Consider the following 24,121-nt stretch of genomic DNA (forward strand, 5'->3'; position numbering starts at 1 on the left):
CGATTCGTTTTTGAAAAATCTCAAACCGAATCGGTAGTCCAGGGGCAGTCCTTCCTACACCCAGCCCCATCCCCACCCCTCCTTGACTTCCCTCCCTCCCTAATCCTATCCTCCCATCAACGCTCCCCAAGGAGGCCCACCATGGCGCCCAACGGAATCCCCTCTTATAGACCACCAGCTACCGGCATTAACCACGCCGTGTCGTCCGGCAACTATTTCGCAACCCTCGCTGGCTACAAGATGCTGGAGGAAGGCGGCAACGCTGTCGACGCTGGCGTGGCCGCAGGCATCGCCATCAACGTCACCCAGCCCCATCGGACTTCCATCGCCGGCGTGGCCCCTATCCTCGTCTACATGGCCGAAAAGAACGAGGTCGTCTCCATCAGCGGCCTAGGACGGTGGCCCAAAGCCGCCACGCTGGACTATTTCAAGACCAAATACGGCGCAATCCCCCTGGGCATGCCCCGATGCATCGTCCCCTCCGCCGCCGACGCCTGGCTCACTGCCTTGGAGCGATTCGGCTCCATGACCTTCGAGCAGGTCGTCGGCCCCTCCATCGAGCTGGCCGACAAGGGCTTCCCACTGACCCGCGAAGCCAGCGAGGACCTGGGTATGAAGGACTCCTTCAGCAAATGGCCCTACGACGCCACCATCTTTACCGCCAAGGGCCGCCCCTTGGGACCCTTCGAGCGTCTCGTCCAGAAGGACCTGGCCCGCGTCTTTAAGAATATGGTGGAGGTTGAGCGCGCCAGCGCCTCCAAGGGCCGCGCCGGGGCTATCCACGCCGTCCGCGACTTCTTCTACAAGGGTGATGTCGCCGAAAAAATGGTGGCCTTCAGCGAGAAGAACGATGGTCTGCTAACCATGAAAGACTTCGCCGACTTCTCCGTCACTGTCGAGAAGCCCTGCTCCACCTCCTACAAGGACTACGAGGTCTACACCTCCGGTTTCTGGTGCCAGGGCCCCTCCATCATCGGCATCCTCAACCTCATGGAGCAGTTCGACCTCCCAGCCCTGGGCCTTAACACCGCCGACTACTTCCATGTCCTCCTCGAGTCCGTCAAGCTGGCCTTCTCCGACCGCCACTACTTCTACGGCGACCCCGATTTCGTCGATGTCCCCGCCGACGGCCTTCTCTCCAAGGCCTACGCCAAAGAGCGCCGCGCCATGATCGATATGAAGAAGGCCTGGCCCGAGATGCCTCCTAAGGGCAACCCCTGGGCGCACCAGGGCACCAACGGCCGCAACGGGCGACGCCAGGAGGCCTCCCGGCCCCTCGCCAAGGCCGGCCCCCGCGACCCCGACACCAGCTACGCCTGCGCCGTGGACAAATGGGGCAACTGCTTCTCCGCTACCCCCAGCGACGGCGTCGGTCCAACACCCATGGTCCCCGGGCTCGGCATGATCGTCTCCTCACGAGGCACCCAGACCTGGCTTGAGGAAGGCCACCCCTCGGCTCTGGCCCCTGGCAAGCGCCCGCGACTCACCCCCAACCCAGCTATGGCCTTCCACAAGGGCAAGCTGTATATGCCCTTCGGCACCCCCGGCGGCGACATGCAGCCTCAGGGCATGGTGCAGATGTTCCTCAACATGGTCGAGTTCGGCATGGACCCCCAGCAGGCCGTCGAGGAGCCTCGAGCCGGCTCCTGGAGCCACCCCGACTCCTTCTGGCCCCATACCTACAAGCCAGGCCAGGTAGAACTCGAAAGCCGCATCGGTAAGGACGTGGCCGCCAGCCTGGAAAAGCGAGGCCACAAGGTCACCTGGCTCTCGGACTGGGGCTACCGCGCCTCCGGCCTCTGCGGCATCCAGGTAGACCGCAAAAAAGGCGTCCTCATCGCCGCCGCGGACCCCCGCGCCGACTCCTACGCCGTGGGTAGGTGAACCATACATCATTTCGGTGAGCCTTTAGCCCTGAGCGTAGCCGAATGGGGTAGTCGAGAAACCTCAACGTCCCGGCTGCCACCATCACGCTCCATATGGATAACCGCGCGTTCCCAAAGCGTTGGCGAAACATTACATGGGTGGGGGATAAAAGGACTTGTCATCCTGAGCGGAGTCCGTACTCGGGCGTAGTCGAAGGATCTATGCCCATCATCAGGTCCCTTCTGGCCCCTCAGATACTTTCTCTTTGAGCGCTCGGTACCGGTCGAGGCTTGATGCATACGTAAGAATTGACCGTCACCAAGGAAATTCCTTCTCCCCTTGTGATGCCTGGTGCCAATTGAGGCTTGTGTGGCAGATACGGCGGCAACCGCCTCCAAGATAATTCCTTCTCCCTTGATGGGAGAAGGCGAAGGATGAGGGTGAAACCCTATGGACACGCTGCTTTATCACTGCCACCTGTCACGCTGCGTGTATCCCTCCCAAAATCGCGGGAAACGTTAGCAAGGAGGCTCCCCCATGCCCACCAGACTCCGCATCGGCCTCATCGGCGCCACCTCCGGCGCCGAGCGATGGGGCGCCCGCGCCCACATCCCAGCCCTCCTCGCCCTCCGCGACGAGCTAGACTTCGCCGCTGTCTGCACCGCCCACAAAGAGACCGCCCTGGAGGCCCAAAAAGCCACCGGCGCCCGCCTCGCCTTCTGGGACTACCAGCAGCTAGTCCAATGCCCGGACATCGACATCGTCTCCGTAGCCGTCCGCATCCCCCTCCACCGTCCCATCGTCATGGCCGCTATCGACGCCGGCAAGCACGTCTTCTGCGAATGGCCCCTCGGCATGGACTCAGCCCAGGGCCAGGAGATGGCTAAAGCCGCCAAGGCCCGCAAACTCTATACCGCCATTGGCACCCAGGGGCGATTCTCTCCCGCCGTTATGTACGCCCGCGACCTCATAAAACAGGGCTTTATCGGCAAACCCCTCCACTTCAACCTCTCCCAGTTCATCGGCACCGGCATCGGCCCGCGGCGCTCCGACCGATGGTGGTCCGTCAAGGCCGAGAACGGCGGCGGCGCGCTCAACATCTCCATGGGCCACGCCCTGGACACCATGCGCTGCTGCCTCGGCGAGGTCAGCGAAGCCTGGGGCATCACCGACACTCTGGTCAAAGAGACCACCTTCACCGATACCAAGGAGCGCGTCGATATCACCTCGGTGGACACCGTCATGGCGACAGTGAAGCTCAAGGGCGGCGCATCGGGCGTCATGCATGCCAGCACCGTCAGCAAGACCGGCTCGGGCTTCCGCTTCGACATCTACGGCGACAAAGGCCACCTGCTGATCGAAGCCCCTACCTACGTCCAGTACTCCCCCGGCACGGTCTCCGGCGCCACTGCCGACGATAAGTTCCACAGCCTCCCCATTCCCAAAGAATATACCCTCGTCGCCAGTCCCTCTCCCTCCGACCAGTCCTTCCAGGTCGCCCAGCTATACCATCGACTCGCCGACGCCATCCGCCACGGCCAGCCCTTCCACCCCAACTTCGACGACGGCCTATCTCTCCACCGCACTCTAGAAGCCATCAACCGCTCCTCCACCTCCGGCCGATGGGAGAAAGTAACCTAACCCCTTGATGACGGTCCACCTTCAGAACGGGCCTTCTGGGGTCTTGTGGTTCTTCCCCTCAGGTGCCCCCTCTTCTCCTATTGCAAAGGAGAAGAGGGGGATAGAGCCTGCCCTGAGCCTGGCCGAAGGGGGGTGATGAGGTGATCCTTATTTCTCTTCCCCTTCCAGCAGGAGGGGGATTAAGGGGATGGTATCCCGCCTTATGCCACGCTGGTCTTTTGTGTACAGGCCTACGAAACCCCCAGCGCCTTTAACCCCGCCCTTGCTATATCCTCATCATCCTTCCCTGACGGCAGCCCGCCAACCCCAATGCCACCCAGCAAGCTCCCATCCTTGGCATTAATCACCAGCCCGCCCTGAAGCTGCACCAGCTGGGGATCGCCAAAGTCCGCCACAGTTCTCCCTGTGGTCTTCAACTGCTCCGCAAAGGCTATCGTATCCATCCGCCTGATGGCCGAGGTATAGGCCTTCCTCAGGGCAAAGGTCGGCCTTATGCACTTGTCCATCCGGGCGTAAGCCAGCAGGTTCCCCATATCGTCGACAATCGCCATATCCACGGGCCGTCGGTTGGGGTTCTTGTTAAAGTCAGCCACCATGGCGTTAATCGCGTCCTGGCACTGTTTTAGACTCAACATTTGTTTCTGGTACATCGCTCCCGCCTCCTGCTAAATTTGTCCCGACGGGCGCATTGTATTAAGAAGACCAATGATTATCCAGTCGACGGCCCGGCCCTACGCCAGCCTCAGCGCCCGCGCCACCCGCACCACCACCGTCGGCAGCGGCTCCATCCTCGGCAGGCCCCACCATACCGCCGCAGCAGACGCCACCCCGATAACCCCTCCCCCCACCACGTCCGACAGGTAATGCGCCCCCGCAAACACCCTGGATAGGCTCCACAGCGCCGCCGCCGCCAGCACTGCCCACCCTACCGGCCTAATCGCCAGCCACACGCTGAAGGCCACCGCGAAGGATAGGGCCGATGCGTTGGCAGGGAAGGACGAGTCTGTAGGTTCGTAGAACAGGAGGCGCAGGTCCAAATCGTTGAAGGGTCGTGTTCTGAAATAGAAGTCGTTGAACACAAGCATTGCTAGATTGGCAAATCCCAGGGCAATCACAGCGCGCAACACGGCGTATTGGCGCTTTGCCCGCGTCTCGGCGTCTTTGCCCCAAAACCATAGGCCCAGCAACCCCAGGGCCAGCGCCACGGGTATTAGATAGTCGTTAGCCGCCAGCCTCGCCGCGTCGTCCAACACCTCCCACCGGCCCGCCCACTGGTTCAGCCACAAGACTATCTCCCGGTCCGCGCCGCTCATCGACTGCGTATCCCCCTAAAACTGGCCGACAGCGCATGAATGAAGCTGGCGTGCCGCAATGCCGACATGCCGGCCAGATACCGGCCGTCCTTTGGCCGCATCTGCCAGTTGACCAGCGAGCTGACCGCCATCGTAAATACCACCGCCGCCCCGCACGCCGCCACAAACAGCATCGCCTGCTGGTTGCCGTTCAGCCCGGCCTCGGTGTCCGGCACGTTTCGCGGCTCCGAGGCGAAAAACCAGCCAAAGGCCCCCGTGGTCAACGCTAGGCCGAATATGAAAGTGACTGCTCTATGCGGTATTAAGTAGACGCCCTTAAGAAGGCTGTATGATGCGGCCATCTGCAGAACGCCGAGGGCGGAGATAAAGACAAAAACTAGATAGTCTAGGACGAAGGGCACTTAGGAACGTTCGACGGTGGGCGTGATTGCCTCTTGGCCCCCGGCCCCTGACTCCACCGTCAGTTTGCGCACGCTGGCAAAGTGACTCAGCCCCACCACCACTGGCAGAAGGATGGAATAGAAGACCTGTCCCAAACTCGCGTCCGTCATCCATGCCACCAGGGGCAGAGGTATGAAGCTCATAGCTATGGCTGTTGTGGACTTACGAAAGATAATTACGGCGCCTAAGGCCACCATACCCATGATGATACCCGCGGGGTAAACCAGCGTCATTAGCACGCCTAGAGCCGTGGCCGCGCCTCGACCTCCTCGGAATCCTAGATAGAAAGGCCAGTTGTGGCCCGCCACCGCCGCCAACCCGGCAGCCATCTCCGCCAGGACGCCATCCATCAACGCCTTCGTGATGAGCAGCGCCAGGACGCCCTTCAGAGCGTCTATTACACAGACTAAGGAGCCGGCCCTCAGCCCTAAAGTTCGGAAGACGTTAGCGGAGCCGGCATTCCTATCTCCCAACTCTCGGATGTCCGCGTTTATAAGCAGGCGTCCGGTAATGTAGGCCGTCGGAAAAGACCCCACCAGATAAGCCAGGGGAACAACTACAAACCAGCCCAGGCTATCCCAGTGCATAGACCCTATACCTCGCCTTCACCAGGCCTTTGCTCAGGCAATGGGTTTCTTAGGTCTTTACCAGGCTGGGCTTTGCCGCGGTGCACCAGTGCAGATACTTAGGGTTGTTGCCCGTCACCACCTGGAAATAGGCGTCCCGCAGCGCGCGCGATATCGGCCCCACCTTGCCGTCGCCGATGTTCCGGTGGTCCAGCTGCACCACCGGCGTCAGGTGCGCTGCGGTGCCGGTCAGAAACATCTCGTCGGCGGTGTAAAGCTCCGGCCTGGCGATGTGCGACTCGATGACCTCCAGCCCCATCTCTTCCCTGGCGAGGTGCATAATCGTGCTGCGAGTGATGCCCGGCAGAACGTTATCGATAAGCGGCGGCGTGTACAGCTTGCCGCCCCGCACCACGAAAACGTTCTCGCCGGAGCCTTCCGACACAAACCCGCTGTGGTTCAGCACTATGGCCTCGTCAAAGCCCGCCAGTACCGCCTCCGTCTTCGCCAGAATGCTGTTAATGTATATCCCCGTAAGTTTAAAACGAGGCGGTATTGTCTGATCGTCGGGCCTGCGCCAGCTGGAGGTGCAGCACTTTAGCGCGTCGGCCTCCAGGTACTTGCCAAAGGGTATAGTGATGAGACAGAAGTCGCTGTCCAGCTCGTGCAGCTTCAGGTTCGCCACCCGCTCGGCGCTCTTGTAGGCCAGAGGCCGGATGTAGATGTCCTGAGTGTAGCCGCAGCGCTCCACCAGCTCCACCGTGATTTTGCACAGGTCGTCCACAGAATACGGAAGGTTCATCATCAGGATGCGGCAGCCCTGCATCAGCCGTTCGTAATGCTCTCGAAGCCTGAAAATAAAGACCGTCTCCTTGCCGGCGTTCCAGTTGCCGCGAACGCCCTCAAAAGCGCCCGTCCCGTAGTGCAGAGCATGGGTAGTGATGCTGACCTTGGCCTCTTCAAGAGGCACAAATTTGCCCTTAAAGAACGCCAGCGATTTGGGACTCATCGCGGACTCCTAAAATCGATTTTTTGAAAGTGTGTCAATTATAATGACGCCCAATCTATAACACAACAAAAGCGAATTACGTTGGATTCTAAGTTTGCTGTGAACCTGGTCCTTGTCCTCGCCGGCGCCGCCGCCCTGTCCGGCGGTATCGCCCTCGCCCTGCGCGCTGACGACAACCCGGGCATGCGCATCCTCCTTCCCACCCCCACGCCCATCCCTCAGATGGCGGTCTTTGTCAGCGGGTCCGTAGCCTCTCCCGGCGTCTACACCCTGCCTCCAGGCAGCCGCGTCCAAGACGCTGTCGACGCCGCCGGCGGCTTCCTCCGCGACGCCGACGCCTCGTCGGTGAACCTGGCCCGGCGCATCCGCGACGAGGAGCAAGTCCACGTGTCCAGAGTCGGCGAGACCTCCACCATTGTAGCCTCAGTTCCGAATAGCCCCGACAGAATAGATATAAACTCCGCATCCTCTGAAGAACTCCAGAAGCTGCCTGGAGTCGGGCCTGTCCTGGCCGGCCGCATTATCGAGTTTCGAGACAATAACGGACCCTTTCGCTCCGCCGACGAGCTGCTCCTGGTCCAGGGTATCGGCCCCTCCACCTACCAAAACATGCGGGACCTGATAACCGTAGGGCCAGGCAGCCCTTGAGAGTGCTATTCCTTGTCGCTGCCTGGGTCGGAGGCCTGATTTTAGGCCTTCACGCCGACGTCAGCCTGTCAGTCACTTTACCTCTGCTCGCCGCAGCATTGCTGGCGGCGGCGGCGCTCCTTCTTATCAAAAAGACTCTGTGGCCCGCCCTTTTGCCTACGCTCTTTTTACTTGCCTTAATTCGGGCTGACTGGGGGCAAGCGCCAGCGCCGCCGACTGTCCCCGACGAAGGCATCCTGGGCGTCATGGAAGGCATTATCGTCAGCGACCCCCAGGCGCGCGGCGCCAGCGTCCAGTTCGTGCTGCGGAGCGATGTACTGGATTTAGGACAGGGCCCTCTCCAAGGGAGTCACCGCATCCAAGTCTCCGCCCGGCCATCGCGAGGTCTGGTGGAGTCGCGCCGCGAGCCCTTCTTCCGCTACGGCGACCGTCTCCGCCTCCAGGGCCGCCTCGACAAGCCTCCCATCTTCGACACCTTCGACTACCGTGACTACCTGGCGCAGCAAGGCATCCACCTCACCATAGCCTTCCCCACCGTGGAGCTTCTGACAGAAGACCAGGGCAACACCTTTCAGTCCTGGGTTTATAAATTACGCGGCCATTTATCCACGTCCCTGCGAGACGCCCTGCCGGAACCCCAAGCGTCCCTGTCCCAGGCGCTGCTTTTAGGCCAGCGCGGCGGCTTCCCCTCCGAACTGTCCGAGGACTTTCGGGACACCGGCACGTCACACTTGCTAGCCATATCGGGACTGCAAGTGAGCATGCTGATGGCTATCGCCCTTGGGCTGGCGGCCTTTCTTTTCGGGCGCAGACGGCAGTCATATCTTTTAATCCCCCTAGCTCTTATCTGGGCCTACACCCTGGTCAGCGGCATGTCTCCCTCCGTGGTGCGATCCGCCATCATGGGAAGCGTATTCTTGGCCGCGCTGGCGGCGGGCCGTCCGAGAAGCGTGCTGCCTTCACTAGCGGTAGCAGCCGCTGTTATGGCGGGCCTGGACCCCAAAGTCTTGCAGGACATCTCCTTCCAGCTCAGCTTCGCCGCCGTCGCCGGCATCGCCGTCCTGGGAGTCCCCATGACCGACACGCTGCGCTCTCGTCTTGAGACGACTCCCCACGGCCAAACCTTAGCGGCCAAGGCCTTCCTGTGGACAAGTGCGGCTATCATAATCTCCGTAGCGGCAACCGCCGCAACCCTTCCGCTGGTGGCCTTTAACTTCCACCAAATACCCCTCCTAGGTATCCTTGCCACCGTCCTCTCTCTGCCCGTCCAGCCTGCCATCCTGGTCCTATCCATCGCCACCGCCTTCGCCGGGCTTATCAACTCGACTCTAGGCCAAGTCGTCGGCTGGTTTGCCTGGCCGGTGCTGACCTATCAAATCGAGCTTGTCGAATTTATGGCCCAAGTCCCCGCAGCCATCATCGATGTCCCACGATTTAGCGCCGCCCTGGTCTGGATGTATTACGGTTTGCTTTCGGCAGCCGTCCTCTGGCCTTCATATCTCAAAGCTCTGGCATCCCGGGTCCGCGCCCCTGCCATCCCCAAACTTGGCCTCAACCTCGACCAGTACGCCGCAGGTAAAGTTACCCTTGCCCTCGGCCTCGTCGTCTTCGCCGCCATGGCCTGGGCCCGTGTCCTGACCGCCCACGATGGCCGACTTCATGTAACCTTCCTCGATGTCGGCCAGGGAGACGCCATATTCGTCGAGACGCCCCAGGGCCTACAGGTCCTCATCGATGGCGGCCCCGACGCTTTCCTGGCCGCCCGCCGTCTCGCCGGCGAGCTTACCTTTTGGGACCGCAGCCTTGACGCGGTTGTGGTGACTCACACTGACGAGGACCACCTACGAGGTCTGGTCGGCGTGGCCCGTCGATTTAATCCGGGCCTTGTCCTGGAAGGGAAGTCGGATGCCTCCCCGGTATACCTGGAATGGCGCCAGGCCCTCGAAGATCGAGGCATCGAGGCGCAATTCGTGTCGCGCGGTCAGGCGGTAGCACTGGAGGACTACCTCTGGCTTGAAGTCCTGCACCCTGTATCGAACAGAGAGCATCCCAACCAGAACAACAACAGTCTGGTGCTGAGACTGGTCTATGGCGGCATAAGTTTCTTGCTGACCGGGGACATTGAGGAAGAGGCCGAAATCTCGTTAACCGAAGGCCCGGGTGTGTTAGCGAGTACAGTCCTTAAAGTCCCCCACCACGGCAGCCGCACCTCGTCCACACCAGCTTTCCTCTCCACGGTGTCGCCGTCTGTCGCGGTGGTCCAGGCTGGCCCCGACAACCCTTTTGGCCATCCCCATCCGGAAGTCATGAACCGGCTGGCATCAGCTTCCCCCGGTCAGGTCTATACGACGGCCCGAAACGGCCACGTGAAGTTCATCACTGACGGGCAGGACCTATGGGTGAGAACCCAGCGCTGACTTCGCCTGTTATACTACGAACAAAGCCTACTTCTGGAGACACCGTGCCACGCATTGACGGCCGCCGCAGCGACCAGATTCGCCCCACATCCATCACCACCGGCTACCAGGCCTTCGCGGAAGGCTCCGTTCTTATCGAGATGGGCCAGACCAAGGTTATCTGCGCCGCCAGCATCGAAGAAAAAGTCCCGGGCTGGCTCCGGGGCCAGGGCAAAGGGTGGGTCACCGCCGAGTACTCTATGCTGCCCCGCTCCACGCTGTCACGCACCCCTCGCGAGTCTGGCGCAGGCTCGGTCAAAGGGCGCTACGCTGAAATCCAGCGCCTAGTGGGCCGCGCCCTCCGCGCTGTCACCGACCTTAAATCCCTGGGCGACCGCACCATCACCATCGACTGCGACGTTTTGCAGGCCGACGGCGGCACCCGCACTGCCTCCGTCACCGGCGCCTACGTCTGCCTCTACACAGCCCTCAACGGCCTGGTGCGAAAGGGTGTCATGAAACGCGTGCCCTTGCATTCCGCCGTGGCGGCCGTAAGCGTGGGCCTGGTGAACGATGAACTATTGCTGGACTTGTGCTATGAAGAGGATTTCCGCGCCGGCGTGGACCTCAACATCGCCATGACCAGTCAGGGCGATCTAGTCGAGATCCAAGCCACCGGCGAAGGCGGCGCCTTCAGCCAACAAGTCCTGTCGCAGGCGGTAATTTTAGGCGAGAAGGGCATCAGGGAGCTGCTGGAAGTGCAGCAGCAAGCCCTTCAGGCCTTGAAACCCCTGCGCACCATTTAAGGCGCTCCTAAGAGCCCGCTGCCACCTTCAGTCGTTCTGCATTTTTTGACAAGCGGGGCGTCACAGGTCAGGCTTGGCGTCCTTCTGCATCCCGAATAAAATAGAGACATAAACATGCTCTTTTAGGGCTGCTTGCCTAATTCATAAGTTAGGTTTGCAGTGCCTAACAAATTAGGGAATCCAGCAATGGAGGTGTGTGATGAAGTGGCCGTGGAGTCGCAAAGAAGGAACCCAAACCACAGAGCGCAAGGAAACGCAGTCCAAGTCAGCGTGCTCTCATCCCGTGAGCCACCAAGTCCAAATGCACGAAGATCTCAAACACCCGGACAAGATAACTAGCGTTAAGTGCACCCAGTGCGGGAAGACCCTGACGCCTGCCGATCTCGGCGTAGAGGGCTAAGCCCCCGCGGTGGCAGGACCGCCAAAAGCGAGTCTCAGACCTTTGTCTAGCTTTGGTGCAGGGCCCAGGGAGGGCGGGAAATTGCCCCCTAGCCTACCCGCTTCACGCCCAGGGTTAACTCCATTCCGTCCACGCTCTGCTCCTCGACGTGGCCTCCGTCCTCCGCCTCGCCCTCCCTTAGCCCCTCCGACAGCGTTTCGAGCTTTACATAATCGCCGAAGCGCTCCATAACGCGGCGCACCTCGTCGGGCCCACGGTAGTAGGTGACTATTCTGTCCGTCACCTCAAACCCCGCCGACTTTCGCAAGTTCTGGATTCGATGCACCAGCTCCCGCGCCAGCCCCTCCTCCATAAGCTCAGGCGTCACATTGGTGTCCATGCCTACCAGATACCCCGCGTCAGCAACAAACTGCCATCCCTCGACTAATGCGGCCCGCGTCTCGCCTGCAATGGAGGTGCCAGCCTTCTGGAACAAGTCGTCATCCTTGGATAACAGTGCCAGTTCCTTAACGTTAAGCTCGTCTAGCACCTGCTCTCGAATCTGCTCCAGGTACTCCGCTTCTGACGGGTCGCGAGGAGCCACCACAGCCTTGGACAGCGGCAGCCGCACCTTCTTCCCTGACCGCGCCCTGGCATCCCGGCCCAGGCTGCATATGCGCATCGCCAGCCGCGTGGCATCCATCAGCGGCTGGTCCAGCAACGAGGCGTCGGCTTTGGGGAACCGGGCCAGGTGTACGCTCTCCGGCGAATGCCGGTCCGCCGTTCGCACCAGGTTCTGATACATAGACTCCGCCAGGTACGGCGTGTACGGCGCCAGCAGCTTGGACAACGTCGTGAGACATGTATACAGCGTCGTGTACGCCGACACCTTGTCCTGGTCGTTCTCGCTCTTCCAGAAGCGGCGGCGGCTCCGCCGCACGTACCACGTCGATAGTATATCGACGAACTCCTGTATACGGCGCCCGCCGTTAGTCGGGTCGTACTGTTCCAGGTTGTCCGTCACCTGCCGCACCAGGACGTTCAACTCAGACAATATCCACCTGTCCAGCTCCGCCGTGGGCTTCCATCCCTTCCTGACCTTCGTCGGGTCGTACTTGTCGATCTCCGCGTAGGTGACAAAGAAGGAGTAGACATTCCACAGCGTGAGGATGAACTGCCTCACCACCTCGTTCACCAGCCGCTGCGAGAATCGCCGCGACTCGCCCGGCTGCGTCGCTGTATAGAGGTACCACCGCACTGCGTCCGCCCCCTGCGAGTTAATGACCTCCCAGGGGTTCACAACGTTGCCCTGGGACTTGCTCATCTTCCGGCCCTTCTCGTCCAGAATCAGGCCCAGGCAGATAACGTTCTTGTAGCTGGGCTCGTCCGCCAGCAAGGTCGACAGCGCCAGCAAGCTGTAGAACCACCCTCGAGTCTGGTCCACCGCCTCGCAGATATAGTCGGCGGGAAACCGCCCTTCCGACTGCACTCGCTGGAAGTCATCGTCAGAGATCACATGCCACTGGGCATAGGGCATGGCGCCCGAGTCGAACCACGCGTCCATGACCTCCGGGATGCGCTTCATGACGCCTTGGCACTCGCGGCACTTAATCTCGATTTCATCCACATAGGGCCGGTGCATGTCCAGCCCATCAACTCTGGGCTTGTAGGCCGGCGTAGCCATCGCCTTCAGCTCCGCCAGCGACCCGACGCAGTGGTAGTGCCCGCACTGGCCGCACTGCCACAAGGGTATCGGCGTACCCCAGTACCGCTCCCGCGATATCGCCCAGTCCACCAGGCCCCGCAGCCACTCGCCGAAACGCCCCTCCTTGATATATTCCGGGTACCAGTTAATCTGCTGGTTATTGCGGATGAGGTTGTCCTTCATCGCCGTCATGCGGATGTACCAGGACTCCTTGGCGTAGTACAGCAGCGGCGTCTTGCACCGCCAGCAGAAGGGGTATGTGTGCAGGTACGTCTCACGCTTGAACAACAGACCCCGCTGCGTCAGGTCCTTCACAATCATTTCGTCGGCCTGCTTGACGAACTTCCCCGCCCACGGGTAGCTGCCCGTAAACTGTCCCTGCAAATCGACGGGCTGCACAAAGGCCAGCCCCTCGCTGCGCCCCGCGTTCAAGTCCTCCTCGCCGAAGGCCGGCGCAATGTGGACAATGCCCGACCCATCCTCCAGCGACACGAACTCCCCGCCGATAACCCGCGGCGTGTACTCCGATACCGCCTCCAGCGACTTCGTATCCTTGACCTCGACGCCATACTGCGCGGGGTCGTATAGCTTGTGGTACGCGGCGCCAATCAGTTCGGCGCCTTTGACCGACGTCACCGCCTCGTGCGGCACCTTCACCACCTTGCCCACCAGCGCCGACGCCATGACCATCCAGTAGGGCTGCCCTTCATTCTCGATGCGCAGGATTGAATATTGGGCGTCAGGGTTCAGGGCCAGGGCCGTGTTGCCTGGCAGGGTCCAGGGTGTCGTCGTCCAGGCCAGGAAATAGACGTTCACAGCCGCCTCGGCGGGCAGTTTAGCTTGAAGTTTCTTGGCCTGCGGCGTGCCCTCTTTAATCGCAAACTTCACAAACACCGATGGGTCTCGCGTGTTCTCCTGGTAGCCTAGCGCCACCTCGTGAGAGCTTAGCGAGCTGACGCATCGAGGGCAGTGAGGCGTAGCCTTAATGCCTTTATAAATCAGGTCCTTGTCCCACAGGCTCTTTAGTATCCACCAGCCGGTCTCAATATAATCGTTGGTCAGGGTGACGTAGGGGTCCTTCATATCCACCCAGTAGGCGATGCGGTTCGTCAGGTCCTCCCACTCCTTAACATAACGAAACACGCTCTCGCGGCACTTCTGGTTGAACTTTTCGATGCCATAGTTCTCGATGTCCCGCTTGGTCCTCAGCCCCAACTCTTTCTCGATCTCCAGCTCCACTGGCAGGCCGTGGGTATCCCATCCACCCTTCCTGATGGGCCGGTATCCCTGCATGGTCTTGTAGCGGCAGATGATGTCCTTGAACACCCGGGCCAGGACGTGGTGGATGCCGGGGCTGCCGTTGGCCGTCGGCGGGCCCTCGAAAAGCATAAATAGCGGCCTGCCGTCATCCTTGCCGCTCTTCTCAAAAATCTGGTTCTCTTTCCAGAACTGAAGGACCTTAGTCTCCAACTCTGGAAAGCTGGCCCTGCTGTTGACCTTTTCAAACATGCTCGATAAAGCTCCTATCGATGCGCCTGCTGCGCTAGAACGGTTTTTCGCAGGGCGTCACGCGCAAATCTGGGTGCCTAGCCCTGCGTTCCTGGACTCGCTCTCGAGTCGGTATGCCGCCCACGCCGGCATGCTCCACCTTTACACTGGCGGCGGCGGCGGCGAATAGCGCCGACTCGGCCGGGTCCCTGGTTTCCGAATATCGTACCAGAAAGGCCGCGGCGAATACATCGCCCGCGCCCGTAGGGCTGACCTCCCGCGCCGCATATGCCGGTACACGATGCCATCGACCGTCCCATCGGCCCACGGAGCCCTGCTCGCCCTTAGTGATAATCAAGATGCCCGGCCACTCGTGCCATGTCTTCGGCAGCACTCTCTCCACCAGGTCTTCTTCCGAAAGTGCCATCACATGCGAGCAACGCAATATATCGCCGCCATCCCATTCGACGGGCTTAACGCGTCCATCCGGCAGCCGCTCCCGCATCCATCCCTGGGGGCATATCCCAACCAGGCTGTCACTCGCGCCGATTGGCAAACTTGCCTTAACCTCTCTATATACCGGCGCTATCAACTGCACTGGACACCCTCCCCACGCTTTCGGCACATCTCCGCCATCGATATGGCCCGCCACCGAGTGTATCCGCTGCGCCCGCTTGCCATCCTTATAGATATTCTCAAAAACCGTGGCGGTCTCCGATGGCAAGTTGACCACCTCAACCCCCTCCAGCGCCGTCAGCGCCCCCTGCGGCGCCCCGCGAGTTACCAGCCCCACCCTCCGGCCCAATCGTACCGCCGCCAGCGACGCGTAAAAAGCCGCGCCCCCCGGCGCGCTTCCGCCCTTAACTATGTCTAGTGTGACATGGCCTATGACCAAAAAATCCGGGGTGCCGTCCTTCTTCACGGCTGCTCCAGCCACAAAAAGAACTCTCGATTTCCATCGGCCCCTGTTATCGGCGATGTCGTCAGCCCTCGCAGCCTTAACCCTTGCCCCACCGACCACACCACCAGCCCCCCAAGCACCTTGGCATGCACCTTCGGGTCCCTGACAATACCACCCTTTCCCACCTCCTCCCTCTCCGCCTCGAACTGTGGCTTCACCAGCGCCGCCACCATACCTGGCCGCTCCAGATGCGGCAGCGCGTTGGGAATCACCTTGGTCAGCGATATGAACGACACGTCTATAACAACCAGTCCCACCTTTTCCGGCAGTTCGAAGGGATGGTGGGCGTTCACCTCCTCCATCGACACCACCCTAGGGTCCTGCCGCAGGCGGTAGTCCAGCTGCCCGCGCCCCACGTCTACGGCGTAAACCCGCCGCGCGCCCCGTTGCAGCAAGCAGTCGGTAAACCCGCCCGTCGAGGCCCCCACGTCCAGGCACACCAGCCCCTCGGGGTTGATTCCAAACTCGTCCAGCGCGCCGGCCAGCTTGTGCCCGCCTCGACCCACATACGGCTCCCCCTGCGCCACCGACAGCCTGGCGTCTTCAGCGACGGCGGTGCCCGGCTTCGTAACCTTCTGCCCATCCACCAAGACCCGGCCAGCCATGACCAGCGCCTGGGCACGCTGGCGGCTTTCCGCCAGTCCCTGCTCGTGGAGCAGCACATCCAATCGTCGCTTCCCAACTTTTGGGGCCATAACTCTCCCAAAATTGACACCTAACTTTATGATAAACTATACTCGACGCCTGCAAGGAGAGTATTACTGTGCCCAAGAGAACCTTTCAGCCTAAAGTCCGTCGGCGGATGCGCGTCCACGGCTTCATCCGGCGCATGCGCACCCGCGGCGGCCAGTCGGTCCTGAAGCGCCGCCGCTTCAAGGGCCGGCACCGTCTCACTGTTTAACAACTTATTCCTGGTGAATGCGTAAAGATCAGAGGCTGAAGGGGAAAGAGCGGTTCTCACAGATTTTCGAGGGAAGCAGGGGTTGGGCCAACTCTCGTCTCGTCCTTAAAGCCTTGCCCAACTCCTCCGCCGAAACCCGCTTTGGACTCGTGACCTCTCGAAAAGTCGGCGGCGCGGTGCTGCGGAACACCCTTAGACGCAGGCTGAGAGAAATAGTGCGCGTCACGCCGGTAAAGTCCGGCTGGGACGTAGTTATTATCGTTAGGAGCGGCAAAACAGAGCCAAGTTTCCAGGAGTTGCAGGACGCCTTGCACAATCTTCTCCGCAGGGCCGGTCTGCTGGAACCCCTAAACCCTGGTCTATAAGTCTGAGGAAAACAATACGTTGAAGCGTCTAGCCTTACTTGCCCTTGAGCTGTACCAAAAAATTATATCCCCCTACCTGCCCGGCATCTGTCGTTACCAGCCCACCTGCTCTCATTACGGCCATCAGGCTATCATGACCTACGGCGTGACTAAGGGCGGGGTCCTGGCCGTTAAACGGCTGGCGCGGTGCCGCCCCCTGGGAGGCAAGGGTTACGACCCGGTCCCTTAATTGAGCCACACCACTAGAACCCTCATAAAAAAGCGCCGCGCCGCCGCGCCCCTGCTCCTATCCACCCTTTTTATATTTCTCCTCGCGGCCGCTTGCACCGGCGGCGACGTCATCGGCACCGCTAAAGGCTGGACCCCCGTCGCCGTTGAAAACGGCATTGTCTACGTGGCCGCCCGCGATGGCAGCGTCATTGCCCTGGACTCCGCCGCCCTTGATCGAGACGAGCGCGCCCTGCCCCTTTGGGAGTTCCGCCCGCCCCGTTCCAACGACGTCGATCAGACCCTGGGTTCCGTCTTCGGCCCCCCGGCCGTTGGTCCCGAATATATCTACGCAGGCGGTGTTCTAGAGGACGAAGACCGGGGCCGAATCGTGGCCCTGAAAAAAGACAGAAGCTCCTCCAGCCGTATTGAAGATGACGAGTGGGAAAAAGTCCTGGCGGGCGGCATCGTCACAGGCGTGGTCCTCCATGACCAGACGGTGCTGGTCGGCAGTGAAGACGGCCACCTCTATGCCCTCAACGCCGGGAATGGCGAGCAGCTTTGGGCCTTCCCCACCGAGGGCTTAAAACAAGGTAAGACCAAAGAGAAGCGAGTCTGGTCTACCCCCACCGTCGCCGACGGCGTCGTCTATTTCGGCGCCCTGGACGACTATTTCTATGCTGTGTCCTTGCAAGACGGCCAGCTAATGTGGAAACACGAGACGGGCGGGGCCGTCGTCACAAAACCTCTGATTGTCGGCGACCTGGTTATCTTCGGCTCCTTTGACCGCAAGCTCTACGCCCTTCGTCGAAGCGACGCTGGAGTGGCCTGGACCTTCGAGTCCGACAACTGGTTCTGGGCCGGCCCCGTCACCGACGGCCGCACGGTCTACGCTCCATCCACCGACGGCAAGGTCTACGCCCTCCCCCTGGACCGCCAGACCAACCACCCACCCCTCTGGGTACGGGATTTAGGCAAGCCTATTACTTCGACTCCCTTCCTGGCTGAAAGACGGCTGGTAGTCTCCACTGAAAATGGCATAATCTCATTGCTTAATATTCAGGCTGGCGGCTCTGTGGAGGCGGTTCCCATTGAAATAGACAAGCGCATCCGCGCGCCCCTGGTGGGGGAAGGGCCCGCGGCCTCGCCCAGGGTATACTTCGCCGACAGCGACAGCGTGGTGCGCTCCCTGGACGTGGAACGCTGGCGGGTAAGATGGACCTTCTCGACAAAGGCGGATTGAGGAAGTAATGGACGCCATTGGATTCCTGTGGAATGAAGTGATCATCAGGCCCATGATCAACGGCCTGGTCTTCCTCTATTCCATCCTCTTCAGCAACATGGGCCTGTCCATCATTTTTTTCACCCTTATCGTCCGCCTCATCCTGCTTCCCCTGACCCTGAAGCAGATACACCAGATGCGGCGTATGACCTCCATCCAGCCCAAGCTTTCCGAGCTCCGCGACAAGTATAAAGGCGACCCCAAGAGGCTCTCCCAGGAGACCCTAGGCCTATATAAGCAGGCTGGCGTCAACCCTATAGGCTGCCTTGGCCCTATGATTATTCAGTTCCCCATATGGATAGGCCTCTATCAAGCCCTTATCAAGACCCTGCCCACCAATCCGGACAGTGTCGTCAGCCTCTCCGAAAAGCTCTACTCCTGGCTTCCCCTGGTCCACACCGCCGTGCCCCTCAGCAGCCAGTTCCTGTGGATGGACCTGGTGGAGCCGGACCCCTCCGTCATCGTTATGCCTCTGCTCGTCGGCGCGTCGACGTGGGTACAGCAGAAGATGAGCACCCTGCCTTCCTCCGATCCCCGCCAGCAGTCCACCAACTCTATGATGCTCTGGATGTTCCCTATCATGCTCGGAGTACTCTCCCTTACCTTCCCCAGCGGCCTATCTCTATACTGGGTAGTTTCCAACGTGGTGGGTATAGGTATTCAATATTTCATAACTGGCTGGGGACCTTTATTCGCCAAGGCGCCCGCGCCTGTTGCAGCTCCAGCGGTCGTGGAGTCCCAGCCGAAAGGGGAGAAGTCTGAAGATGGAAAAGCCACAGACTCGGGAAGTGTCCGCCAAGAGCGTCGAGGAAGCCATAGAAATCGCAATGCACGAGCTAGACGCCGCTCGCGACGAGGTCGAAGTTGAGGTTATAAGCCGGGGCAAGCCTGGATTTCTAGGCATAGGCTCCGAGCAAGCCAGGGTTAAAGTCCGCAAGCTCAGCGGCAGCGAAAACGCCGGCGCCAGGGCTATGGGGGCCCTTAACAAGCTCCTGGACGGCATGGGCGTGTCCGCCACCGCCACCTTGCGCAGCGCCCACGACCCCCAGACCGGCGGCCCCCAGATTGACCTGGAAGGCGACGACTCTGGTCTGCTCATAGGCCGCAATGGAGAAACCCTTAGGTCCCTTCAGTATGTGGTGAACCTGCTGGTAAATCAGGACCGCGCGGACTCTGTGCGTGTTACCCTGGACGTGGAGCAGTACCGCAACCGTCGAGAAAAGGCCCTGAAGGAAATGGCCCGCCGCGTGGCCGAAAAAGTCTCCTCCAGCGGCAGGCCGGTTACCTTGGAACCTATGTCTCCCGCCGAGCGCCGCGTAATCCACATGGCCCTGGCCAACCATCCTAGGGTCACCACCGAGAGCACCGGCTACGGCATGGGGCGCCGCATCTCTATCTCGCCGAAGCGAGGGGAACGCACAGGCCGGGGCTAAAGGACACCTCCAGACAGTAAGAGTTTGCCCTTGAGCAAGACGGGAAGGCTTCAAAGGTCTTCCATGTTTGACCTGGGCTGAATCTTAAACATATAATGAGGTTGTGATTAAGAAGGCTGTCGGGGCCCAGCCTCTCTCACTCCTAGACCATCCCAAAGAAGAATGTGGGTTGGTAGCTGTCTACACACCTGAAGACCACGCAGCCCGCGCGGTCTTTTTTGGTCTCTTTGCCCTACAGCATCGAGGGCAGGAGAGCGCCGGTATCGCCTCCTCCGACGGCCAGACCCTGCGCGTCCGCACCTCCATGGGCCTGGTAACCCAGGCCTTTCGAGAGGGCGACCTGGGCTATCTCTCCGGGCCCATGGCTATCGGCCATACCCGTTACTCCACCACTGGCTCCAGCCGGATCAGCAATGCCCAGCCCTTCCTGGTCTCCGGCGCCCACGGCCAGCTAGCCCTGGGACACAACGGCAACATTATTAACGCGCTAGAAGTGCGGCAGCAGGTCAAGGACCAGTGGGGCTGTTCCATGGCGTCCAGCAGCGATTCCGAGGCCCTGGCCTATATGCTGGTCAACGCCCCGGGCCAGGACTGGGGCGAGCGCGTCGCCTACTGTATGCGAAACGCCCGCGGTGCCTTCTCCGTCGTCGCCCAGATCAAAGACGCCATCATCGGCATCAAGGACCCCCTGGGCGTCCGGCCCCTGTGCCTCGGCAAGTTCGGCAAGGACGGCTGGGTTATCGCCTCCGAGACCTGCGCCCTGGACCATATTGGCGCCGAGTTCCAGCGCGAACTTGAGCCTGGCGAGACCGTCGTCATCGATAAAGACGGTCCGCATTCTTATATCTGGTCAGGACGAGACGGCAAACGCGCCCTCTGCGTCTTCGAGCTTATCTATTTCGCCCGCCCCGACAGCATCATAGAAGGCAGCCTGGTCTACTCGCGGCGCAAGGCCCTGGGCGCGCAGCTGGCACGCGAGCAGCCCGCTCAAGGCGCCGACCTGGTCATAGGCATACCCGACTCGGCCACCGCCGCCGCCGTCGGCTACGCCCAGGAGTCGGGGGTCCCCTACAGCGAAGGCCTGGTTAAGAACCGCTACGTGGGCCGCACCTTTATCGAGCCTGACCAGCGCCTTCGAGACCTCGGTGTCCAGCTAAAGCTTAACCCCTTGCCTGGCGTCATATCCGGCAAGCGAATCGTAGTGGTGGACGACAGCATCGTCCGAGGCACCACTACGCCCAAGGTGGTGAAGATGCTGCGCCGCGCCGGCGCCACGGAAGTCCACATGCGTATCTGCTCCCCGCCTATCGCTTGGTCCTGCCATTTCGGCGTCGACATGGCTACCCGCCGCGAGCTTATCGCCGCCAACAAGAACATTGATGAAATCCGCCAGTGGATAGGCGCCGATTCTCTGGGCTACCTCTCCGTTGATGGGCTAATGGAGGTGGTGGAGGGCAAGCAGGGAGGCTTCTGCAACGCCTGCTTTACCGGCAAGTACCCCATCCCCGTGCAGTTGGAGATGGACAAGCTGGCCCTGGAACGCTCCAACACCTCCGGCTAAGATTTCCCTCCCTTACTCTCACGTCTCTCTGATGCTACAATCCCTCCACACGTTCCCTTGTCCACGGAGGCCCCTTGACCGCTGAAGCCTACAAAGCCGCCGGCGTCGACATCCAGGCCGCCGACGCTATCAAAGAGAACATCGGCGCCTTCGCCGCCATCACCCATAACGACAACGTGCTCAAGGGCGTCGGCTTCTTCTCCGGCATGTACCGGCTCAGGGGCTATAAGGAACCTGTCCTGGTCTCCACCACTGACGGCGTCGGCACCAAGCTCAAAATCGCGGTGCGCCTAGGCCACTACGAGTCCCTGGGCATAGACCTGGTCAACCTTAACGTCAACGACCTGGTCCCCGCCGGCGCCACGCCCCTCTTCTTCCTCGACTACATATCCTTCGGCAAGCTCGACGCCCAGGTCGTCGAACCCCTGCTTCGGGGCATGGCCTGGGCCTGCCGCGAAATCGGCTGCGCGCTTATCGGCGGCGAGACCGCCCAGTCCCCCGGCCTCTACACCGGCGACGACTTCGACCTGGCAGGCACCATGGTCGGCGTCGTCGAAGAGAGCGCCATGGTCGACACCTCCCGCATCGCGGAAGGCGATGTCCTCCTCGGCCTCCCCTCCAGCGGCCTCCACACCAACGGCTACTCGCTAGTACGCAAGGTCTTCGGCATCGACGCCAACCCCGCCGTCCTCCATCGCCGCCACGACGAGCTAGGTCATACTCTTGGCGAGGAACTCCTTATCCCTCACCGATGCTACTACCAGTCCTTGTCTCCCCATTACTCTAAAGTCAAAGGGATGGCCCATATCTCCGGCGGCGGCCTCATCGGCAACGTGCCGCGAGTGCTGCCCCGTGGCCTGGCCGCCGCCATCGATACCAGCGCCTGGAAACCCAAACCTATCTTCAAAATGATCCAAAGCCAGGGCCGCATCTCCACCGACGAAATGTATCAAGTCTTCAACATGGGGATAGGCATGGTCCTGGTCTCTAGCCCCCAGCGCGTCTCCGCCCTCCAAAAAGCCCTCCCTGAAGCCGTGGTCATCGGCCATGTGGTCAAGCAGGATGGCCCTGACCGTGTTATCCTCCGACGCTCCTAAGCGCGAAATGTTTTCTCCATATTTGGCTCTCAACTTCATCTCTTCTCTTATGAAGCGCTACATTAGCAATCTATGGCGAGTGCCCTCTCTTCAATCTCCTCTCCCCTTGTGGGAGAGGATTATGGAACACCTTAATTCCCATATAATCGTGACATCCCGATGCTAATCGGGAAGGTGAGGGGTAAACCCAGCTTTGCACGAAAACTCGGTGTGCCCTTGATCCGGAAGCAGATATGAGGCGTAACATCTCGGCGGGGACCTTTGGGCCTGCTCCCATCAGGTTCTCCCCCTTCGGCCTGGAAGGCGAAGGGGGAGTTAGAGGGGGTTGTGGTGTATCATTTTTCTTTCCCCTTCCTCTTCGGGAAGGGGAAAAAGGGGATGGTGGCACCGAATGAGACCAACACCCCCATTTCCGTGCAAAGCCGGGTAAACCCTAGAGGCACGATGCTTTATCACTACTACCTACCACGCTGCGAATTATCCCTTTCCCCGCTATGTGGGGGAAGGTCTAGGTAAGGAATAACTCAAGTGAAAGCCCTCCTCAGCGTCTACGACAAGACCGGCCTCGCCGACTTCGCCCGCGCCCTCCACGCCGCCGGTTCCTCCCTCATCAGCACCGGCGGCACCTACGCCGCCCTCGCCCAGGCCGGCCTCCCCGTCCAGCAAGTCTCAGACCTCACCGGCTTCCCCGAAATCCTCGACGGCCGGGTCAAAACCCTCCATCCCAAAATCCACGGCGGCATCCTCGCCCGCCGCGACCTCCCCCAGCACACCGCCCAGCTAGCTCAGCAAGGCATCGAGCCCATCGACGTCCTTGTCTCCAACCTCTACCCCTTCGTCCGGACCGTCAGCAAGCCCAGCGTTACCCTGGAGGACGCCCTCGAAAATATCGACATCGGCGGCCCCGCCATGGTCCGCGCCGCCGCTAAAAACTTCCCCCATGTTACCGTTATCGTTGACCCCGCCGACTACTCGTGGGTATCCGACCGCCTCAAAAACGGCGGCACATCTCTCGACGAACGACACCGCCTCGCCCAGAAAGCCTTCGCCCACGTCTCCCAGTACGATGCCGCCGTCGCCTCCTACCTCGCTGCCAAGGGCGATGGCCTCCCCTCCAACCTCTCCCTCGCCTACGCCAAAATCAGCGACCTGCGATACGGCGAGAACCCCCACCAGCAAAGCGCCCTCTACCGCCCAGCCCACGGCTCTGGCGGCTTCGCCGACGCCCAGGTCCTCCACGGCAAAGAGCTGTCCTTCAACAACATCCTGGACGCCGACGCCGCCTGGCGCGTCGTCAGCGACTTCTCTGAGCAGGCCGTCGTCGTCATCAAGCACACCAACCCCTGCGGCCTTGCCGCCCACGACGACCAGGCTGAGGCCTACCGCCGAGCTTATGAGGGCGATACCACTTCAGCTTTCGGCGGCATCGTCGGCTCCAACCGCCCCGTCACCGCCGCCGCCGCCGAGGCCATGAAAGGCGTCTTCTATGAAGTTGTCGTCGCACCCGGCTACGAGGCCGACGCCCTGGAAACCCTCAAAAAGCGCAAAAACCTGCGCATTCTCCAGCTATCCCCCGTCGCCGGCTCCGCCTACGACCTCCGCCCCGTCACCGGCGCCCTCCTCGTCCAGACACCCGACGCTTCCATAGACGACCCCACGACGTGGCAGGCCGTCACCTCCCGCAAGCCCACCAGCCAGGAAATGGCCGACCTCGCCTTCGCCTGGACGGCTTGCAAGCACGTCAAGTCCAACGCCATCGTCCTCGCTAAAGACCAGGCTCTCGTCGGCATGGGCGCGGGCCAGCCCAATCGAGTCACCAGCGTCCACCTCGCCCTGCGTGCCGCCGGCGACAAGGCCAAGGGCAGTAGACTTGCCTCCGACGCTTTTTTCCCCTTCCCCGACAACGTGGAGCAGGCCGCCCAGGGCGGCATCACCGCCATCGTCCAGCCTGGTGGCTCCATCCGTGACAACGAGTCCATCGACGCCGCTAATAGACATAACATCGCCATGGTCTTCACCGGCAGGCGTCACTTTAAGCACTAGTTAGAAGGAGTCG

At 61.0% G+C, this 24,121-nt stretch carries 22 protein-coding genes; 14 read left to right on the forward strand and 8 right to left on the reverse strand.

The features are described from left to right. Window positions 1-141: 141 nt before the first annotated feature. Entirely contained in the window at window positions 142-1,884 is a 1,743-nt protein-coding gene (locus tag FJ320_06390; protein MBM3925604.1) for a gamma-glutamyltransferase family protein, read from the forward strand. Window positions 1,885-2,403: 519 nt separating this feature from the next. Further along, a complete protein-coding gene (locus tag FJ320_06395) occupies window positions 2,404-3,507 on the forward strand; it encodes a Gfo/Idh/MocA family oxidoreductase (protein MBM3925605.1) in 1,104 nt (367 codons plus the stop codon). A gap of 230 nt (window positions 3,508-3,737) precedes the next feature. On the opposite strand, the gene FJ320_06400 is transcribed toward FJ320_06395, so the two are convergent. The 5 genes from FJ320_06400 to FJ320_06420 all read right to left on the reverse strand — a co-directional run bounded on the left by FJ320_06400 (window position 3,738) and on the right by FJ320_06420 (window position 6,836). Continuing rightward, window positions 3,738-4,157: a heme-binding protein gene (locus tag FJ320_06400; protein MBM3925606.1), complete on the reverse strand. Its 420-nt coding sequence runs from the start codon at window positions 4,155-4,157 to the stop codon at window positions 3,738-3,740. Between the two features lie 81 nt (window positions 4,158-4,238). Continuing rightward, complete coding sequence (locus FJ320_06405; protein ID MBM3925607.1) at window positions 4,239-4,820, reverse strand: phosphatase PAP2 family protein; 582 nt, start codon at window positions 4,818-4,820, stop codon at window positions 4,239-4,241. Next, on the reverse strand, window positions 4,817-5,221 hold the full coding sequence (locus tag FJ320_06410) for a hypothetical protein (protein ID MBM3925608.1): 405 nt from the start codon (window positions 5,219-5,221) through the stop codon (window positions 4,817-4,819). The genes FJ320_06405 and FJ320_06410 overlap by 4 nt, the downstream gene beginning before the upstream one ends. After that, the gene (locus FJ320_06415) at window positions 5,222-5,848 is read right to left on the reverse strand and encodes a glycerol-3-phosphate acyltransferase (GenBank protein MBM3925609.1); all 627 of its coding nucleotides are present in this window, start codon (window positions 5,846-5,848) and stop codon (window positions 5,222-5,224) included. It lies immediately after the preceding gene. 49 nt (window positions 5,849-5,897) lie between these two features. Next, window positions 5,898-6,836 carry a branched-chain amino acid transaminase gene (locus FJ320_06420; GenBank protein ID MBM3925610.1) on the reverse strand — a complete coding sequence of 313 codons (939 nt, stop codon included), beginning with the start codon at window positions 6,834-6,836 and terminating at the stop codon, window positions 5,898-5,900. 183 nt (window positions 6,837-7,019) lie between these two features. Between FJ320_06420 and FJ320_06425 the strand changes: the two genes are divergently transcribed. From FJ320_06425 to FJ320_06435, 3 genes are read left to right on the forward strand one after another with little or no spacing between them, the layout of a single operon-like run. Beyond that, window positions 7,020-7,484, forward strand: coding sequence for a ComEA family DNA-binding protein (locus FJ320_06425; GenBank protein ID MBM3925611.1), 465 nt, complete (start codon window positions 7,020-7,022; stop codon window positions 7,482-7,484). After that, the gene (locus tag FJ320_06430; GenBank protein MBM3925612.1) at window positions 7,481-9,901 is read left to right on the forward strand and encodes a DNA internalization-related competence protein ComEC/Rec2; all 2,421 of its coding nucleotides are present in this window, start codon (window positions 7,481-7,483) and stop codon (window positions 9,899-9,901) included. The genes FJ320_06425 and FJ320_06430 overlap by 4 nt, the downstream gene beginning before the upstream one ends. Window positions 9,902-9,945: 44 nt before the next feature. Then, window positions 9,946-10,686: a ribonuclease PH gene (locus FJ320_06435; protein ID MBM3925613.1), complete on the forward strand. Its 741-nt coding sequence runs from the start codon at window positions 9,946-9,948 to the stop codon at window positions 10,684-10,686. A gap of 488 nt (window positions 10,687-11,174) precedes the next feature. Here FJ320_06435 and FJ320_06440 read toward each other — a convergent pair whose 3' ends face one another. From FJ320_06440 to FJ320_06450, 3 genes are read right to left on the reverse strand one after another with little or no spacing between them, the layout of a single operon-like run. Then, window positions 11,175-14,279 (reverse strand): isoleucine--tRNA ligase, encoded by a 3,105-nt coding sequence (locus FJ320_06440; protein ID MBM3925614.1) that lies wholly within the window; start codon window positions 14,277-14,279, stop codon window positions 11,175-11,177. A gap of 34 nt (window positions 14,280-14,313) precedes the next feature. Further along, entirely contained in the window at window positions 14,314-15,195 is an 882-nt protein-coding gene (locus FJ320_06445; protein MBM3925615.1) for a hypothetical protein, read from the reverse strand. Beyond that, the gene (locus FJ320_06450; GenBank protein MBM3925616.1) at window positions 15,177-15,914 is read right to left on the reverse strand and encodes a TlyA family RNA methyltransferase; all 738 of its coding nucleotides are present in this window, start codon (window positions 15,912-15,914) and stop codon (window positions 15,177-15,179) included. Before FJ320_06450 ends, FJ320_06445 begins: the two co-directional genes overlap by 19 nt. A 68-nt stretch (window positions 15,915-15,982) precedes the next feature. Between FJ320_06450 and FJ320_06455 the strand changes: the two genes are divergently transcribed. The 9 genes from FJ320_06455 to purH all read left to right on the forward strand — a co-directional run bounded on the left by FJ320_06455 (window position 15,983) and on the right by purH (window position 24,108). Further along, window positions 15,983-16,120 carry a 50S ribosomal protein L34 gene (locus FJ320_06455; GenBank protein MBM3925617.1) on the forward strand — a complete coding sequence of 46 codons (138 nt, stop codon included), beginning with the start codon at window positions 15,983-15,985 and terminating at the stop codon, window positions 16,118-16,120. Between the two features lie 17 nt (window positions 16,121-16,137). Beyond that, entirely contained in the window at window positions 16,138-16,485 is a 348-nt protein-coding gene (rnpA, locus tag FJ320_06460) for a ribonuclease P protein component (protein ID MBM3925618.1), read from the forward strand. Window positions 16,486-16,504: 19 nt separating this feature from the next. After that, window positions 16,505-16,714, forward strand: coding sequence for a membrane protein insertion efficiency factor YidD (gene yidD / locus FJ320_06465; GenBank protein ID MBM3925619.1), 210 nt, complete (start codon window positions 16,505-16,507; stop codon window positions 16,712-16,714). Beyond that, a complete protein-coding gene (locus tag FJ320_06470) occupies window positions 16,715-17,935 on the forward strand; it encodes a hypothetical protein (GenBank protein MBM3925620.1) in 1,221 nt (406 codons plus the stop codon). A gap of 7 nt (window positions 17,936-17,942) precedes the next feature. Beyond that, a complete protein-coding gene (locus tag FJ320_06475; protein MBM3925621.1) occupies window positions 17,943-18,842 on the forward strand; it encodes a membrane protein insertase YidC in 900 nt (299 codons plus the stop codon). Then, window positions 18,739-19,407 carry a protein jag gene (locus FJ320_06480; protein ID MBM3925622.1) on the forward strand — a complete coding sequence of 223 codons (669 nt, stop codon included), beginning with the start codon at window positions 18,739-18,741 and terminating at the stop codon, window positions 19,405-19,407. The genes FJ320_06475 and FJ320_06480 overlap by 104 nt, the downstream gene beginning before the upstream one ends. A 169-nt stretch (window positions 19,408-19,576) precedes the next feature. Next, the gene (locus FJ320_06485) at window positions 19,577-20,968 is read left to right on the forward strand and encodes an amidophosphoribosyltransferase (protein ID MBM3925623.1); all 1,392 of its coding nucleotides are present in this window, start codon (window positions 19,577-19,579) and stop codon (window positions 20,966-20,968) included. A gap of 74 nt (window positions 20,969-21,042) precedes the next feature. Continuing rightward, window positions 21,043-22,065, forward strand: coding sequence for a phosphoribosylformylglycinamidine cyclo-ligase (locus tag FJ320_06490; protein MBM3925624.1), 1,023 nt, complete (start codon window positions 21,043-21,045; stop codon window positions 22,063-22,065). Between the two features lie 528 nt (window positions 22,066-22,593). Continuing rightward, window positions 22,594-24,108 (forward strand): bifunctional phosphoribosylaminoimidazolecarboxamide formyltransferase/IMP cyclohydrolase, encoded by a 1,515-nt coding sequence (gene purH, locus FJ320_06495; GenBank protein MBM3925625.1) that lies wholly within the window; start codon window positions 22,594-22,596, stop codon window positions 24,106-24,108. Window positions 24,109-24,121 lie beyond the last annotated feature (13 nt).

It is taken from the genome of SAR202 cluster bacterium (assembly GCA_016872285.1).
Lineage (GTDB): Bacteria > Chloroflexota > Dehalococcoidia > Lucifugimonadales.